Annotated in this window: 14 protein-coding genes; 8 read left to right on the forward strand and 6 right to left on the reverse strand. The window is 70.3% G+C overall.

The annotated features are described in order from the left end of the window. Positions 1–67: 67 nt before the first annotated feature. Both MQH31_RS03215 and MQH31_RS03220 read left to right on the forward strand, forming a co-directional pair. Positions 68–394 carry a DUF2249 domain-containing protein gene (locus MQH31_RS03215; protein WP_243010884.1) on the forward strand — a complete coding sequence of 109 codons (327 nt, stop codon included), beginning with the start codon at positions 68–70 and terminating at the stop codon, positions 392–394. A gap of 47 nt (positions 395–441) precedes the next feature. Then, the gene (locus tag MQH31_RS03220; RefSeq protein ID WP_134535462.1) at positions 442–1275 is read left to right on the forward strand and encodes an aldo/keto reductase; all 834 of its coding nucleotides are present in this window, start codon (positions 442–444) and stop codon (positions 1273–1275) included. Between the two features lie 7 nt (positions 1276–1282). On the opposite strand, the gene MQH31_RS03225 is transcribed toward MQH31_RS03220, so the two are convergent. Genes MQH31_RS03225 through MQH31_RS03235 form a run of 3 tightly spaced genes read right to left on the reverse strand, consistent with a single transcriptional unit; the run spans position 1283 to position 4913 of the window. Further along, positions 1283–2776: an aldehyde dehydrogenase family protein gene (locus MQH31_RS03225; RefSeq protein WP_243010885.1), complete on the reverse strand. Its 1494-nt coding sequence runs from the start codon at positions 2774–2776 to the stop codon at positions 1283–1285. Positions 2777–2825: 49 nt separating this feature from the next. Then, on the reverse strand, positions 2826–3809 hold the full coding sequence (locus MQH31_RS03230; RefSeq protein WP_243010886.1) for a PDR/VanB family oxidoreductase: 984 nt from the start codon (positions 3807–3809) through the stop codon (positions 2826–2828). A 15-nt stretch (positions 3810–3824) separates the two neighbouring features. Next, complete coding sequence (locus tag MQH31_RS03235) at positions 3825–4913, reverse strand: aromatic ring-hydroxylating dioxygenase subunit alpha (RefSeq protein WP_134535465.1); 1089 nt, start codon at positions 4911–4913, stop codon at positions 3825–3827. 110 nt (positions 4914–5023) lie between these two features. Between MQH31_RS03235 and MQH31_RS03240 the strand changes: the two genes are divergently transcribed. Both MQH31_RS03240 and pnuC read left to right on the forward strand, forming a co-directional pair. After that, positions 5024–5686, forward strand: coding sequence for a PadR family transcriptional regulator (locus tag MQH31_RS03240; protein ID WP_243010887.1), 663 nt, complete (start codon positions 5024–5026; stop codon positions 5684–5686). Continuing rightward, the gene (gene pnuC, locus MQH31_RS03245; protein ID WP_243010888.1) at positions 5683–6363 is read left to right on the forward strand and encodes a nicotinamide riboside transporter PnuC; all 681 of its coding nucleotides are present in this window, start codon (positions 5683–5685) and stop codon (positions 6361–6363) included. The genes MQH31_RS03240 and pnuC overlap by 4 nt, the downstream gene beginning before the upstream one ends. 114 nt (positions 6364–6477) lie before the next feature. Here the strand turns inward: pnuC and MQH31_RS03250 are convergent, their stop codons facing one another. Together MQH31_RS03250 and MQH31_RS03255 are read right to left on the reverse strand one after the other, a co-directional pair. Then, positions 6478–7560 carry a serine/threonine-protein kinase gene (locus MQH31_RS03250; protein WP_243010889.1) on the reverse strand — a complete coding sequence of 361 codons (1083 nt, stop codon included), beginning with the start codon at positions 7558–7560 and terminating at the stop codon, positions 6478–6480. Positions 7561–7768: 208 nt separating this feature from the next. Further along, positions 7769–8896, reverse strand: coding sequence for a hypothetical protein (locus MQH31_RS03255; RefSeq protein WP_243011698.1), 1128 nt, complete (start codon positions 8894–8896; stop codon positions 7769–7771). Positions 8897–9005: 109 nt separating this feature from the next. Between MQH31_RS03255 and MQH31_RS03260 the strand changes: the two genes are divergently transcribed. The 3 genes from MQH31_RS03260 (at position 9006) to MQH31_RS03270 (ending at position 13706) form a co-directional block, all read left to right on the forward strand. After that, positions 9006–11240: a thioredoxin domain-containing protein gene (locus MQH31_RS03260; protein WP_243010890.1), complete on the forward strand. Its 2235-nt coding sequence runs from the start codon at positions 9006–9008 to the stop codon at positions 11238–11240. Between the two features lie 50 nt (positions 11241–11290). Further along, positions 11291–11719: a DUF1761 domain-containing protein gene (locus MQH31_RS03265; RefSeq protein WP_243010891.1), complete on the forward strand. Its 429-nt coding sequence runs from the start codon at positions 11291–11293 to the stop codon at positions 11717–11719. Between the two features lie 196 nt (positions 11720–11915). Next, positions 11916–13706 carry a stealth family protein gene (locus tag MQH31_RS03270; protein ID WP_243010892.1) on the forward strand — a complete coding sequence of 597 codons (1791 nt, stop codon included), beginning with the start codon at positions 11916–11918 and terminating at the stop codon, positions 13704–13706. Here MQH31_RS03270 and MQH31_RS03275 read toward each other — a convergent pair. Next, on the reverse strand, positions 13636–14574 hold the full coding sequence (locus MQH31_RS03275) for a phosphodiesterase (RefSeq protein WP_243010893.1): 939 nt from the start codon (positions 14572–14574) through the stop codon (positions 13636–13638). The genes MQH31_RS03270 and MQH31_RS03275 overlap by 71 nt on opposite strands. Before the next feature lie 163 nt (positions 14575–14737). Here MQH31_RS03275 and MQH31_RS03280 point away from each other — a divergent pair, with 163 nt between their 5' ends. Then, on the forward strand, positions 14738–15655 hold the full coding sequence (locus MQH31_RS03280) for an NADP-dependent oxidoreductase (RefSeq protein ID WP_243010894.1): 918 nt from the start codon (positions 14738–14740) through the stop codon (positions 15653–15655). Positions 15656–15667: the final 12 nt, after the last annotated feature.

Here is a 15667-nt window from a genome sequence, read left to right on the forward strand (position 1 = left end):
CGCGTCCGCAGGAGTGGGGTGCGCACCGGTGTTCGCTTATTAAACCGGAATATATTAGGTTTAAATCATGGCTGACATGATCCCCCTCCTTCCGGCATCCGCACCCCGACCCGCAGTCGTCCACGACGAGCCCGCCGGTCACACCTGCACCTGCGGGGAGGCAGAGGCAGCCGGGTACCCCGAGCTGGACGCCCGGCAGTTGCCGCATGCGATCCGTCACGCCGCGATCTTCGGCGCGCTCGACTCCGTCCTTCCCGGTGGCGGCCTCGTGCTCGTCGCCCCGCACGACCCGCTGCCCCTGCTCGCCCAGTTGGAGGAGCGCCACCCTGGCCGGTTCACGGTCAGCTATCTCTCCCGCGGGCCCGAGGCGTGGACGCTCCAGCTCACCCGCTGACACACCCTGGTCAGGTCATGTCCGGTTCGGGCGTTTAGGGTGAGCCCATGACGATTCCTGTGCCCACCCTCACTTTCAACGACGGCCACACCATTCCTCAGCTCGGCTTCGGCGTGTTCAAGGTCGATCCGGCCGAGACCACCCGCATCGTCTCCGACGCCCTCGAGGTCGGCTACCGGCACCTCGACACGGCCGCGATCTACGGGAACGAAGCCGGCGTCGGGGCCGCGATCGCGGCATCCGCCGTGCCTCGCTCCGAGCTCTTCGTCACGACGAAGCTCTGGAACAGCGACCAGGGCACCCAGAGCGCCTTCGACGCCTTCGACCTGAGCCTCGAGAAGCTCGGGCTCGACTACGTCGACCTGTACCTGATCCACTGGCCGACACCGGCGAAGGACCGTTACGTCGAGAGCTGGAAGGCGCTCGAACAGATCCGCGCCTCCGGCCGGGCCCGGTCGATCGGCGTCTCGAACTTCCTCGTGCCGCACCTCGAACGCCTCCTCGCCGAAACGGAGATCGTCCCCGCGGTCAACCAGATCGAACTGCACCCCGCGCACCAGCAGCAGGAGGTCACCGCGTTCGCGCGCGCCCATGGGATCCAGATCGAGGCGTGGGGTCCCCTCGGCCAGGGCAAGTACCCGCTCCTCGAGGAGCCCGTCGTCGTCGTCGCGGCCGAGGCGCACGGGAAGAGCCCGGCCCAGGTCGTCATCCGCTGGCACCTGCAGACGGGCAACATCCTGTTCCCGAAGTCGAACCGGCGTGCGCGGATGATCGAGAACCTCGACGTCTTCGACTTCGAGCTCAGCCACACCGAGCTCGCCACGATCTCCGCACTCGAACGCTCCGGCCGCGTCGGCTCGCACCCCAACGATGTGAACTAGGCTCCGCTCAGAACGGGTAGCTGCCGGGCGTACGGCGCAGCGTGATCCAGCGCGTCTCCGTGAAGGCGTCGATGTTGGCCTCAGCACCGCCCTGCCGCGAACCCGTGCCGGACGCGCCGACGCCGCCGAACGGTGTGTTCGCCTCGTCGTTGACCGTCTGGTCGTTGATGTGCACGATGCCGGACGGGATCCGCTGGGCCAGTTCGAGGCCGCGCATGGCGTCGGCGGTCACGATGCCGAGCGAGAGCCCGTATTCGGTCGCCGAAGCGATGCTCACGGCCTCGTCCTCGGTGCTGAACCGCACCACGGACGCGACCGGGCCGAACACCTCCTCGCAGAAGGCGGGGGCGTCCAGCGGCGAGTCCGCCAGCACGGTCGGCCGGTAGAACAGCCCGTCGTAGCTGCCGCCGGCCCTCAGCTTCGCGCCGGAATCGATCGAGCTTGTGACCAGGCGGTGGATGCGGTCGCGCTGGTTCTCGTCGATGATCGGTCCGAGGTGCACGTGCTCGGTGGCGGGGTTGCCGACGGCGAGGGAGTCCGCCTTCGCGGCGAGCTTCTCGACGTACTCGTCGAAGATGCTCTCGTGCACGATGTGCCGCCCGACCGTCATGCAGATCTGCCCCTGGTGCAGGAACGATCCCCAGGCGGCGAGGTTGACGGCCTTGTCGACGTCTGCGTCGGCGAGTACGACGAAGGCGGAATTTCCGCCCAGTTCGAGGTGTGCGCGCTTGAGATGCCTTCCCGCGAGCTCGCCGACGGCGCGACCGGCCCTGGTCGACCCGGTGAACGCGATCACCCGCACGTTCGGGTCGGTGACGATGGCCTCGCCGACATCGGCGCCGCCGGTCACCAGCTGCAGGAGCCCGGCGGGCAGGCCGGCCTCCTCGAAGATACGCACCATCATCACGCCGCCGGTCACGGCGGTGCGCGGGTCCGGCTTGAGCACGACCGCATTGCCCAGCGCGAGCGCCGGCGCCACCGCGCGGATGCCGAGGATGATCGGCACGTTGAACGGCGACACGACGCCGACGACGCCGACGGGCACCCGCTGGGCGATGGAGATCCTCGGCTCCTCGCTCGACAGCACCTGTCCGAGCGGATGCGACGGCAACGCCGCGGCCTCGTAGCATTCCTGCGCGCCGACGTGGAGGGCGAAGCCGGCAAGCCCGGGAACCGCACCGACCTCCCGAACGTTCCAGTCCATGATCTCGTCGGCGTGTTCCTCCAGGAGCGCGGCGGCCCGGCGCAGCACGGCGGCGCGCACCGGGTGAGCGGTCGCGGCCCAGGCCTTCTGAGCCGTGGCTGCGCCCGCGGCGGCCCTGGCCACGTCTGCGGGGGTGGCGATCCCGATCCGGCCGATCTCGTCGCCGGTCGCCGGCTCGATGACGGGGAGCTCGCCGCCTGACCCGGAGACCCACTCGCCGTTGATGTAGATCTTCCCCGACCATGCCGCGGGGTCGAGGAACGGGGTCGTCGCGGTTTCATTCACGGTGAGTGTCATGGGCGGTTCTCCTTCATGGTGATTGCGGTTGGTGTGGGGGTGCGGAGGATCAGGAAATGTCGATCGTCACGACGGCGGTGCCGCCGGGCGGGGCGACGGCCCGGGACACGCAGCAGCACATCGCGCCGCGGGAGTCCTTCTGGCGTTCGCTGTAGAAGACGTCGCGGTGGTCGATGTCTCCATCGAGGTCGAGCACGCGCACCTCGCAGAGGCCGCACTCACCCTTGCGGCAGTCGAACATCAGATCGACCTCCGCGGCCTCGAGCGCCTCGAGCATGGTCTCGGTCGCCCGGACGGTGACCTCGGCGCCGATTCGCGGGATGCGCACGACGAAGTCCTCGGGGGCGAACCAGCCGCTGTTGCCGAAGGTCTCGAACCGGAGGTCGGGATAGGGGAGCTCGCGTTCGATCCAGGCCCGACGCACGGCGTCCATCAGCCTGATCGGACCGCACAGGTAGAGTTCGGTGCCCGGTTCGACCCCGCCGACGAGCTCGGTGACGTCGAGCGGGGTGTCTTCGTCGGAGATGTGGAGTCTCAGCCGGTCGCCGTGCGCGCTCTGCAATTGTTCGAGGTAGGCCAGCGCCGGCCGGCTGCGCCCGGCATAGACGAGCGTGTAGTCGGCGCGGACCGACCGGAGCACTCGCGCCATTCCCATGACCGCCGTAATGCCGATGCCGCCGGCCAGCAGCACGTAGTGCGCGGCTCCGACGCGGAGGGGGAAGTCGACGATCGGCTGGGTGATCTCGATGGTGTCGCCGGGCCGGAGGGCGTGCATCGCCCGGGCGCCGCCGCGGGACCGCGGCGAGTCGAGCACGCTGATAGCCAGGCTCCGGCCGTCGGGGCCGTCGTCGACGACGGAGTACGACCGGCGGTCTGGAACCCCGCCGATCGGCACGCGCACGTCGATGTGCGCGCCCGCGTCGACGGTGGCCGGGTGGTCGGGCGCGAGCACGATCCGGCGGATGTCGTCGGTGAGGGCGGTCGTGTCGAGGACCGTAGCGCGCTGCCAGACCGCCGCGTGGGACGTTGCCATTGTCGGTGCCGCCGTTCAGCCGGCAGCGAGGGGTGCGGGCAGGCGTCCCTCCGCCGCGAGCTGACGTTCGATCAGCCGCCGCACCCACATCCCGCCCGCGTCGATGTTCAGGCTGTAGAACTCGTAGTCGGGATTGGCGTCGATCGCGGCCTGCTGGGCGACGAGCATGTCCTCGTCCTCCCTGAAGACGCCGGAGACCCCATCGCGCAGCTGGGTGGTGATCACCTGGCTCTCGAGCCGGTAGTTGCGCATGAACGCCCAGAAATAGAGGGAGGAACGGTCGGTGACCGGCGAGATCGTGTTCATCACATAGCCGTTGACGCCCTGGCTTCGATCGCCCTGCGGCGCCCCGGTGCCGGCCCGCGCGACACCGACGTCGATATTGATCGTGGTCGGCGATTCGAAGTGGATGATCTGCCAGCGGTCGACCTTCCCCTCGAAGCCGGGAAACTTGTCGCGCATGTTCTTCAGCCAGAACGGGGGAGCGTCGATGCCGAGCATCCAGCGTTCCACGGTGACGGTCCGTTCGTCATGGTGCACCGTGAACTCGGATTCGCTCAGCGCCTCCTGGCCGATCGAGGAACTGTGCACGAATTCCTCGTGGGTCAGGTCCATCAGGTTGTCGAGCACCAGCTGGTAGTTGCACTGCACCGAGATCGTCAGGCCGTCTCCGGCCCACTCCGGGTCATCCATCTGGTGCATGTCGGGCACGAGCTCCGGGTCGGCCAGGGCTGCATCGCCGAGCCACACCCAGACGAAGCGGTACCGTTCCACGACGGGGAAGGACGCGACCGTGGCGCTCGGGTTGATGGTCTCCTGCGCCGGCATCGAGACGCAGCGGCCCGCCGAATTGTAGAGGATGCCGTGGTATGGGCAGCGGATGCCGTCCCGGCCCTCCAGCTTGCCCATCGAGAGCGGCGCCAGCCGGTGCCAGCACGCGTCGGCGAGGGCGACGGCGTCACCGTCCTCGGTGCGGTACAGCGCGAGCGGACGCTTCGCGACGGTTCGCGCGAGCGGCTTGCGATTGACCTCGTGGTCCCAGGCGGCGACGTACCAGGCGTTGAGCGGGTGGCCGAGGATCTTGTCGACGGTCGTTTCCTTCATCGGGACTCCTTCGTCCGAACATCGTGCGCCTGGCATCACATCGAAATGTCAACACAATACCTATGTCGATAGTGAAACCACAAGGCCCTTTCAGGGACCAGAATCAAACCATGAGCCTGCGCTATGCCCTCCTTGCGCTCCTGACGGCGCAGCCCATGACCGGCTACGACCTCGCCAAGTCGTTCCACAGCTCGGTCGGGCACGTCTGGAGTGCCCCGGACTCGCAGATCTACCCGGAACTGCGCCGGATGGAAACCGGGGGCCTGATCGAGGCGACGGCGGTGGCCCGGAGCACCCAGGCGACCCAGGCGACGAAGCGGATCTACCACATCACCGCACTGGGTGAGCAGGCGTTCCGTGCGTGGATGGCCGAACCGGTCGAGTACTCGCGGGAGCGAGACCCGGCGCACCTGCGTGCGGCGTACTTCGAATGGGCCGACCCTGACTCGGTCAGGGAACAGCTCCGGGCGCACGTGCGGCACTGGGCCGGGTTGCGCGAGCAGTGGCAGGGCCAGTTCGCCGCGATCCGGGACCGCACGCATCCGATCTTCGTCCAGAGACTGTTGATTAGCCCGGAGTCCGAGCGGCCGCGCATCGCGGCGTACAAGCTCTTCGCCTACGAGGGGCTCATCGCCCGGGCCGAGCAGGAAATCGGGTGGGCCGAGCGCGGGCTGCGCCTGGCCGACGAGCTTGAGCCGGAGCCGCCCGAAGGCGTTCGCGGTAAGTTGGGAGAAGGCGGAGGGACCAGCCCCGGCGAGGAAGTTGACCTGTGAATCCGATTGAGTGGCTGTTCGACGCGCAACTTCACATCGGCACGCAGACCATCCTGTGGCGGGAGATCATCGGCAACCTGTTCGGCATCCTGAGCGCGGTCGGCGGCATGCGCCGCAAGATCTGGGCCTGGCCCATCGGAATCGCCGGCAACGCCCTGCTCTTCACCGTGTTCATGGGCGTGCTCTTCTCCACCCCGAACCCGGTGAACCTGCTCGGCCAGGCCGGCCGGCAGGTGATGTTCATCATCGTGTCGATCTACGGGTGGATCCAGTGGTCGCGAAGTCGCAACTCCACCGTGCACGCAGCGGTCGTGCCGCACTGGGCGGGCAACCGCACCCGCATCCTGCTGGGCCTCGGCCTGGTCGCCGGGACCCTCGTGCTCACCCCGATCTTCCGGGCCCTCGGCTCCTTCGAGCCGGTCTGGGCGGATGCCTGGATCTTCACCGGCTCCCTCCTCGCGACCTATGGCATGGCCAAGGGGTGGACGGAGTTCTGGCTGATCTGGGTCGCGGTCGATATCGTCGGCGTGCCGCTCCTGGTCAGCGCCGGGTACTACGCCTCGGCGATCCTGTATGTGTTCTACGGCGCCTTCACGATCACGGGCTTCTTCATCTGGATGCGGGTGCAGCGCCGCCGCCGTGACTTCGTCGAGCGCGAGCTCACCGGCACCGTCTGATTCGCACGATTGCCGCCTTCCGCCGGCATGCCCCGCGCTGCAACGTGGCGGAACCGCTGCACGAGCGACGGTGACGGCGACGTTCGGTGCGTGCGGCTTCACACGGCGCTGGGGTTACCCCTCCGCGCCGCGGTGCGGGCCGCTCGTCGAACTCATGCCGCCGGCGAGGGTCCAATCGACGCTGACGTCGATCAGCTGGTCGTAGGTCACTGACGCGCTGAGGGGGTCTGCGCTGTCGAGCGCGCCCATGACCGTGGCGTTGAGGTGCAACCCGCTCCCGAGGAGCTCATCGAGCGTGGTGCACGCGCTCGTGCCGGTGAGGTCGGCGTTGCGGAGGATCAGGCAGTATTGGTCGTCCCGCAACCGGGCCGCGAAGACGCTGTACGGCGCGTCGAGGGCTGGACCGAAGAGGCTGTGCACCGAGGTGTATTCCCCACCGAGGGCGGGCGCGGTCTCGTCGGGCACGAATTCCGGCCCCTCGAAGACAGCGAGCAGGCTTCGAGTGGATTCCGGAGTGTCGGCCGCCTGGGAGGCCCCCGCCGTCGAGACTGTGCCGCCAGGGGCATCCGTTGCGCCGGCCAGACCGCTCGCCTGCAGCGCGAGGAGAGAGAGTACCCCAATCGCCGTGCCCGCCAGCACTAGCGCACCCGCGCGCAGTCCGCGCAGTCGCCGCGGAGCCGCGTTCTCCGGACCCGCGCCCGCTTCCGGGCCGGCGTCCACTTCGATTTCCGTCGCGTCGCCCGCCACCGTCCCCGCGAGAGCGGAAAAAGTGCCCCTATCGGGCGCTGATAAGGGCCCTTTCTCCGCTCTCGCGGAAAGGAGCTGTGCGGTTTTGGCGCGGGCGGCGGCCTCGGGGGTGGCGTGCTGCTCGAGGAGGGCCTCGAGGTCGGCGGTGTCCTGGTCAAGGGCCTGCTTCAACGCGGCGAGGCGCTGCTCGTCCTCGGGCGCCGACTCGGCCGAGCGGGCGCGGGAGTAGACCGCCGCCTGCAGGTCCGGGAGCTCGGCGGCGGGGTCCGGCCGTCCGGACGGACTCTCCGTGAGCGGATGCGCCCGCCACCAGAGGGCGTCGAGCACGTCGTGGCGACCCGGGTAGTCGCGGCGCAGGACCGCGTGGAGTGCGGCATCCGCCTGGGCCGCCTCGCGGAGGTGCCCGGCCCGCCGTTGCTGCTCGGACTCTGCGCTGATCTCGAATACCATTCCGGCCCCCCCCGACGGTTGTGACACTCACCCTAGCGAGTGCACCGCCTGCGGGACGCGATGCGCGGCGCCGAGGGTCGCCACTGGCGCCGAGTGTCGCTGGTGGAGCGGGTCGCCTCGGCGTGAACGGCGACTCTCGGCCATGGGCTGGCTGGCTGGCTGGCGGGGTGGGGCGGGTCAGTCCGTCGGGTGCGGGCCGGTCGGGCGGTCAGTTGGTGGGGTGCGGGGCGGTGTCGCTCGAGACGACACCGTCGGTGCTGACCCGGATCGTGACGTCGGCGAGGGCGCCCGCCGGCTCGAGCGAGTCCTTGCCGAGGGTGAAGGGGTTGACCGGCACCGTCGCGGTGAGGTTCAGGCCGCGGCGGGCGAGCTCCGCGAGGCCGACGCACACGCTCGCGCCCTGCTGGCCCTGGGCGCGCAGGATCACGCAATAGAGGTCGTCTCCCCGCCGGGCGACGTAGACGACGGAGCTCGTCTCGCGCTCGACGAACATCGCGTGGATGGAATCCCGGCGGAATTCCGGCCCGAGGTCGATCGTGGTCTGGTCGGGGATCTGCGGCTGGTCGTAGAGCGCGAGCAGGCCGGGCGAAGCGGATGCCGCTGCCTCGGCGCCCGGACCGCCCGCCCCGCCGCCGTGCGGCAGCAGGGTCGAGACCGCGGCGACGGCGATCCCGCCGACGAGGACCCCGGCCGCCACGAGGAGCACGCCGCGTCGCCGGGTCGGGCCCCGGAGTGCGCGGGCTGGCTGCGCGCTCCAGTCGGCGTCGGACGTGCCGACCGGAGCGCCCGAGCCGCCGGGGCCTCCGGGGCCTCCGGGGCCGCCGTGAGCGCCTGGAGCGCCGGGAGTGCCGGGGCCGCCGGGAGTGCCGGGAGCGCCGGGAGTGCTGGGTGCGCCCGAGCTTCCGTGACCGTCGGGAGCATTCGGAGCACCGGGGGCGCTCGAGCCGTCGTGGCCGGCGGGAGCGCGCGGACTGCCGGCAGAATGCGGCGCACCCGGGGAGCTGGCGGGGAGGGCGCCGTCGGGGAACAGCAGCAGCACCGCGTCGAGGTCCGCATCGTCCTGCCTCAGCCGGGCCGTGAGGTCACCGAGTCGCCGTTCGCTCTCGACGAGGGACCCGTCCGGGCCGGGCCGCGCGTACACCGCCGCCTGCAACCGGGGCAGCTCCGCGGCGGGATCCGGCCGCCCGACCGGGGTCGCGGTGAGCGGGTGCGCCCGCCACCACAGGGCGTCGAGAACGTCGTGCCTGCCCCGGTAGGCGGCGCGGAGATCGGAGGCGAGGGCGGCATCAGCCGAGGCTGCGGCGTGCAGCCGTTGTGCCACAGACTCCGATGTCATCCCGCAGCTCCCAGCGGTCGAGGTGTGTCCACTGTAACGAGTCGGGAACCACGCGCGCGCGGCTCCGCCGGTCCGGTTCGATCTTGCGGGGTCGGGGCACAATGGGACCATGCCGAATCGTCTCGCCGATGCGATCAGCCCGTACCTGCGCTCCCACGCCGACAACCCGGTCGACTGGCACGGCTGGGGCGAGGAGGCCTTCGCCGAGGCCCGGAAACGTGACCTGCCGCTGCTCGTATCGATCGGATACTCGACCTGCCACTGGTGCCACGTGATGGCGCGGGAGAGCTTCAGCGACCCCGACCTCGCCGCATACCTCAACGCGCACTTCGTGAGCATCAAGGTCGACCGGGAGGAGCATCCCGAGGTCGACGCGACCTACCTCGCCTCGGCAAGCGCCTTCGTCGACGGTCTCGGCTGGCCGCTCAACGTCTTCGTCACCCCCGAGGGACGCGCCTTCTACGCGGGCACCTACTTCCCGCCGATCGCCGTTCCCGGCCGACCGGCATTCCGGCAGGTGCTCGAAGCCGTCACGGATGCCTGGACCGTCCGCCGCGCCGAGGTCACCGAGACCGGTGCTCTCGTCGCAGACGCGCTCGCCGCGGCCGCCCGGCAGCAGGAGCTCGCCGATGCCGCCGTCGACGGTTTCCGGGGCGACGACCATGACGGCAGCGGCCACGATGGCGGCGGTCACGACGGCAGCGGCCACGACGGCGGCGACCATGACGGCGGCGGCCACGACGGCGATGGGCACGTGGGCGGGCACGGCGTTGGCGACCACGACCTCGGGGACCGCAGGTTACGACGGCTGCCGCAGGGCAGCGTGCTGGACGGCATCGTGGAGGGCCTTGCCGCGACCGAGGACACCCGGTACGGCGGCTTCGGCGGCGCGCCGAAGTTCCCCGTCGCCCCGGCCCTCGGGTTCCTGCTCGACCGCCCGGCCGGCCGCAGCCTCGCCCTGCGCACCCTCAAGCGGATGGGCGCCTCCCCGCTGCGGGACCCCGTGGAGGGCGGATTCTTCCGCTACGCGGTCAACCGGGACTGGAGCGAACCGCACTTCGAACGGATGCTCTACGACAACGCCCAGCTCCTCGATCTCTACACCCTGGCCTGGAGACTGACCGGGGAACAGTGGTCGCGCACGGTCGCAGAGGGCGTCGCCGGCTTCCTCCTCTCCGTGATGCAACTGCCCGACGGCGGTTTCGCGAGCGCCCAGGATTCGGAGAGCACCGTCGCCGGACGCCGCGTCGAGGGCGGCTACTACGCCCTCGACATCGACGCCCGGCGCACGCAGCCCCGCCCCGCCCTCGACGAGAAGGTGCTCACCGGCTGGAACGGCCTCGCCATCGCCGCGCTCGCCCGGGCCGGGTTCGTCTTCGATGAACCCCGGTACACGGATGCCGCGGTCCGCGCCGCCGATTACCTGCTGTCCCGGCACCTCACCATGCCGTCGGCGGGGGACCGGCCGGAGCTCGCACGCGCCTCCATCGCCGGCCGCATGTCGACGGCGCGGGCCACCCTGGAGGACTACGGGATGTTCGCACAGGGACTCCTCGAACTGGCACTCGTGACGGGAGAGGAACGCTACGCGTCCGCGGCGCGCCTCCTGGTGGACAGCACGCTAGCGCCGCCCACCGACACGGCGGCGACCGACACGGCGGCGACAGGCACCGCGGCGACACGGTTCCGGGTCCCGGCCGGCTCCGATCCCGTGCTGGTCGGCCAGGGGCTCGCCCTCGAAGTCGACCCCTCTGAGGGCGCGTACCCGTCCGGGCGCTCCGCCGCCGCGGGCGCCGCGCAGCTGCTGTACCTGACGACGGGGGTGGACGGATACCGGGATGCCGCCATCACCGCCGTCGTCCCGTTCCTCGCCCGCGCCACCGAACGCCCGCTCGCGTTCGGTGCCGTGCTGCAGCTCTGCTCCGCACTGCTCGCTCCCGTGGAACAGCTGGTGATCGTCTCGCCAGACCCCGACCCCGACCCCGACCCCGACCCCGCCCGGCGGGAGCCGGGCGACCCTGGCGACCTCGACGAGCCGGGGGAGCCCGACTTCTCGGCCGCACCCTCGTTCTTCGATCTGCCCGCTGCCGTGAGCCCGACGGCGCTCGTGGACAGCGCGAGGCGGCGGGCCACCGGCCTCGTCGCATCCGTCACCGCGGCCCAGGCCCGGACACTCGCGGCGGCGGGATTCGAGCTCTTCGCCGGCCGGGTGCCGCTCCGCGACCTGCCGACGGCCTACCTCTGCCGCGAGTTCGTCTGTCGGGTTCCGGTGACCGACCCCGCGGAGTTAACGATCGGGGAGACATCCGGGGAGACCGCTCCCGACGGGCTCGCTTCGCTCTAACATCGGAGCCATCCCCTCCGCCGCCGGCGGAATCAGCGAGAGGATCCCCCATGGTTCCCGAGATCAACATCTGGGCCGTACTCCTGGCCACCGCGTCGAGCATGGCCGTCGGGTCGATCTGGTATTCGCGGCGCGTCTTCGGTGCGTACTGGATGCGCACGGTCGGCCACGATGAGGAGAGCATGCGCGCCAACGCGGTCGCGCCCCTCGTCATCACCGTGCTCGTCAGTTTCGTGACCGCCTGGGTGCTCGCCGGCGCCATCGCGATCACGCAGAACTTCTACGGCGGCAGCTTCCTCGCCAATGCGCTGCTGACCGCGCTGATCCTCTGGGCCGGCTTCACCGCGGCCCGGATGGTCACCCACGACGTCTTCGACCGGCGCCCCGCGGGGCTCACCGTGCTGAACCTCGCCCACGAACTGGTCACCCTCGAGGTGATGGCCCTCATCATCGGCCTGATCGGCATCAGCGCGCGCTGAGCCGCCTCCGGGAGCGGCGGGCGCCATCGGGGCCGGTCGCCGGGCAACGTAGACTGGAGGGAACGCTACCGCTTGCTGTCGGCTGCCGGTTCCCGGCTCAGACCGGGTCGCGGCCGCCGGCACGTACCGGACGCACTCTCCCCGGCAACACACGGTTGCCTCGTGGATGAGCGTTCCCAATTTCCCGAGGAGGACCATGGTTACCGTCGATCGTTCAGCCGCAGAGCAGCCGATCGTCCCGGTGACCCCGGCCGTCCCGGTGCTCTCGCTGAGCCAGGAACCCGAACTCGTGCTGCTGTCCCCGGACGCCCGCACCCGCCGCTTCGACCGCGAAGACGTCGTCGTGCGCAAGGGTGAAATCGCCCTGATCAACGGCCACTTCACCCCGCACGAGTCCATGGTCAGGGACCTGCTCGCCGTCGCGCACGCCCTCGACGCCGCCGGCATCGACTTCCTGCTCGTCCGCGGCGACCATGACCGCCCGGTGCTCGCCGTCGACCGCAAGCGCCGCAAGCACATCACCCGCGCGCTCGCCGAGGCGTTCTCGAACGACCCCTTCTATGCGAAGCCCCTCGACGGGCACCTCACCCAGCCGCTCCTCCTCGCCGACGGCGCCCTCACCACCCTGCGCAAGTCATCCGTCTTCCGGGTCTACCGCCCGCGCATCGAACCGATCGGCCGCCTCCGGTACGGCGCCGAGACCGCATTCCAGTTCGAACTCTGGTTCTTCGGAGAAGACGAGATCGTCGCCCCGGTCGAGAATTCCCTGATGCGCAAGCGGATGCCGCGCGGCGAGGCCCGCGAGACCACGATCACCCTGTTCGGGCGCACCTGGCGCACGCTGCAGCACATGTTCGACGATCTCGCGAGTGACGTGAGCTTCGACATCGACATGGTCTTCTCCTGGGTCGACGGCTCCTCGAGCGACTTCCAGCGCGAACGTGCCAAGCGGATGAAGGCATACGTCGTCGGCAGCGGCGACGAGTCCGACGCCCGGTTCCGGCAGATCGACGAGCTCAAGTACGCCCTCCGCAGCGTCTACATGTTCGCACCCTGGGTGCGCCGCATCTTCATCGCGACGGACTCCCCGGCACCCGAGTGGCTCGCCGAGCACCCGCGCGTCACGATCATGCGGAGCGAAGACTTCTTCCCGGACCCGAGCGTGCTGCCGACCCACAACTCCCACGCCGTGGAAAGCCAGCTGCACCACATCCCCGGGCTCGCCGAGCACTTCCTGTACTCCAACGACGACATGTTCTTCGGCCGCCCGATCGGCCCGGAACTGTTCTTCTCGCCCGGCGGCGTCACCAAATTCATCGAGGCGGCCACCCGGATCGGCCTCGGCGAGAACGACCCGAGCCGCAGCGGGTTCGAGAACGCCGCCCGGGTCAACCGGGCGCTGCTCCGCGAGCGCTTCGGCAAGGTCACCACCCGTCACCTCGAGCACACGGCGGTGCCGATGCGGAAGAGCGTGCTGCTCGAGCTCGAGGCCGAGTTCCCGGAGGACTTCGCCCGCACCGCGGCGAGCCAGTTCCGTTCGGCAACCGACATCTCCGTGACGAACTCGCTGTACCACTACTACGCACTGACCACCGGGCGCGCGGTCGAGCAGACCCAGGCGAGATCGCTCTACATCGAGACGACCCTCAAACTCGCCCTGCGCCAGATGAACAAGCTCCGTAAGCGCCGCGACCAGGACATGTTCTGCCTCAACGACGGCAGCTTCCCCGAGATCTCCGACGACGTGCGCCGCGCGGCCGTGACCGAGTTCCTCGAGCAGTACTTCCCGATCGTCGCACCGTGGGAGCGCGAGGCGCAGGCTACGACGAGCGTCACGCCCGCCGCGTCCGCCGCGGGCGCGACCGCGGTCAACGGCGGGGTCGGTGACGCCGGCGGTGCGCCGCGGACCGGCCCGTTTAGCGCAGAACCGGGATCGGCGTGGTCATCGGCGGCTCGCGGAGCGCTGGCAGAGTACCCGCGTCCATGATCGTGATGCCCGACTCGGCGAGGCGGCGGGCGCTCTCCTCCGGGTCGATGTAGTCGAGCGGAGCGTAGCTGCCGAGCGGCACGACCGAGTGCAGCACGGTGTCGGGGTAGACGTGCACGAGGTTGAACGCGCGGGCGCCGTCGCGGCCGCGCGTGCCGCCGACGGGCACGTTGAGGTCCTGCGTGTAGCACGTGGCCGAGGCCACCGACACGGGGATGCCGGCGAACATCGCGGTCGAGGAATAGTGCAGGTGCCCGGCGAGGATGCTGCGGACATCCGTGCCGCGGAGCACTCTGGCGAGGCGGTCCTGGCCGCGGAGCTCGACGGAGACGGCGAGGTCGAGCACGCTCGGGACGGGCGGGTGGTGCATCGCGAGGATGGTGCCGTCGGGCGCGGGAACGCTCAGTTCCCCGGTGAGCCAGGCGAGCTGGGCATCGGTGACCGTGCCGTAGTGGTGGTGGGGCACCGACGTGTCGAGCGTGATGATGCGGAGGCCGCCGATGTAGTCGACGCGGTCGATCGGTGCCGTCGACGAGGGCTGGCCGAGGAGTTCCGCGCGGAAGGCCGGGCGGCTGTCGTGGTTGCCCATCACCCAGATGACGCGGGCGCCGAGGCGAGCGGCGGCCGGCTCGACGATGCTGCGGACCAGGGCATAGGCATCCGCTTCACCCTTGTCGGCCAGATCGCCGGTGATGATGATGGCATCGGGGCGGCCAGACGAGGCTTCGACCTCGGCGAAGAGTTCGGCCAGGTGCCGGGCGCTGTCGACCCGGTCGTAGAGCCTGCCGCCATTGGCCAGAACGTGAGTGTCGCTGAGATGGAGCAGGAAATAGTCCGGCCTGGGGTATTCGGCCGTTCGCAGGTTCAAATGAACTTTCCATTCGTCGGGACTGTGTGGCACTCATCGTTGAGTCGACTGACTCTACTCCGAATATTCGACCAGCCGTTCTTGAACGGCCGGTGTACTCCAGACGAACAGGCCTGCGGACCCGGAGATGCCGGGGGTTGCGCGCCCTGAATAGGCTGGGCACATGGCTCGTTACGTGCGCTTCTCCGAATTCGGCGGCCCGGAAGTCCTGCGGGTGATCACCGGTGATCCGCCTGCGCCCGGCCGCGGCCAGGTGCGCGTACGGGTGCACGCCGCCGGACTCAATCCCGTCGACTGGAAGATCCTGCGCGGCGGCCCGGCGGCCGGCGCCCACGGCGTCGAGCTGCCGAGCGGCAACGGCAACGACTTCTCCGGCGTCATCGACGAACTCGGTGTCGGCGTGACGAGCTGGGCCGTCGGCGACGCCGTGCTCGGCGGCAGGCGCATGTTCGCGCAGGCAGACCGGCTCGTCGTCGACGCGTCCGCGATCATCCGCAAGCCGGATGCCCTCGGTTTCCTCGCCGCCGGAGCCCTCGATATCGGGGGCCGCGCCGCGGCGGCCTCGGTGCGCTCCCTCGGGCTGACGCGCGAGGACACCGTACTCGTCAGCGCCGCCGCCGGGGGCGTGGGGGTTCTCGCCGTCCAGCTCGCCCTGCGCACCGGCGCGACCGTGGTCGGGACCGCGAGCCCCGCCAACCACGACTTCCTCCGCAGTCTCGGCGTGATCCCGGTCGCCTACGGTGCCGGCCTCGCCGAGCGGGTGCGGGCACTCGTGCCGCGGGTGACGGCCGTGCTCGACTACAACGGTCCCGCCACGATCGACGCCGCCCTCGAGCTCGGGGTGCCCGGCGCCCGCATCAATACGATCGCGGCGCGCGGCCACCGAGCGGATGCCGGCATCACCGGCGTCGGAGGGCAGGCGGCCCGCCCGGGCGACCTGGCCGCCCTCGCCAACCGGGTCGCGAGCGGGGACGTGGTGCTGCCGATCGACCGGGTGTTCCCGCTTGAGGAGGTCGCGGAGGCCTACCGGTACCTGATGCGCGGCCACGTGCGCGGCAAGGTCGTGCTCGGCCTGGTCTGAGCCCCGCGGTTG

The organism is Cryobacterium zhongshanensis (assembly GCF_022760445.1).
Classification (GTDB): domain Bacteria; phylum Actinomycetota; class Actinomycetes; order Actinomycetales; family Microbacteriaceae; genus Cryobacterium; species Cryobacterium algoricola.

What these genes read in the sequence shown, in the direction of transcription:
- MQH31_RS03235 (WP_134535465.1), bottom strand. Translation starts at nt 4,913, where the DNA reads ATGAAGGAAACGACCGTCGACAAGATCCTCGGCCACCCGCTCAACGCC.
- MQH31_RS03225 (WP_243010885.1), bottom strand. Translation starts at nt 2,776, where the DNA reads ATGACACTCACCGTGAATGAAACCGCGACGACCCCGTTCCTCGACCCC.
- MQH31_RS03255 (WP_243011698.1), bottom strand. Translation starts at nt 8,896, where the DNA reads ATGACATCGGAGTCTGTGGCACAACGGCTGCACGCCGCAGCCTCGGCT.
- MQH31_RS03230 (WP_243010886.1), bottom strand. Translation starts at nt 3,809, where the DNA reads ATGGCAACGTCCCACGCGGCGGTCTGGCAGCGCGCTACGGTCCTCGAC.
- MQH31_RS03265 (WP_243010891.1), top strand. Translation starts at nt 11,291, where the DNA reads ATGGTTCCCGAGATCAACATCTGGGCCGTACTCCTGGCCACCGCGTCG.
- MQH31_RS03240 (WP_243010887.1), top strand. Translation starts at nt 5,024, where the DNA reads ATGAGCCTGCGCTATGCCCTCCTTGCGCTCCTGACGGCGCAGCCCATG.
- MQH31_RS03215 (WP_243010884.1), top strand. Translation starts at nt 68, where the DNA reads ATGGCTGACATGATCCCCCTCCTTCCGGCATCCGCACCCCGACCCGCA.
- MQH31_RS03270 (WP_243010892.1), top strand. Translation starts at nt 11,916, where the DNA reads ATGGTTACCGTCGATCGTTCAGCCGCAGAGCAGCCGATCGTCCCGGTG.
- MQH31_RS03280 (WP_243010894.1), top strand. Translation starts at nt 14,738, where the DNA reads ATGGCTCGTTACGTGCGCTTCTCCGAATTCGGCGGCCCGGAAGTCCTG.
- MQH31_RS03220 (WP_134535462.1), top strand. Translation starts at nt 442, where the DNA reads ATGACGATTCCTGTGCCCACCCTCACTTTCAACGACGGCCACACCATT.
- MQH31_RS03260 (WP_243010890.1), top strand. Translation starts at nt 9,006, where the DNA reads ATGCCGAATCGTCTCGCCGATGCGATCAGCCCGTACCTGCGCTCCCAC.
- MQH31_RS03250 (WP_243010889.1), bottom strand. Translation starts at nt 7,560, where the DNA reads ATGGTATTCGAGATCAGCGCAGAGTCCGAGCAGCAACGGCGGGCCGGG.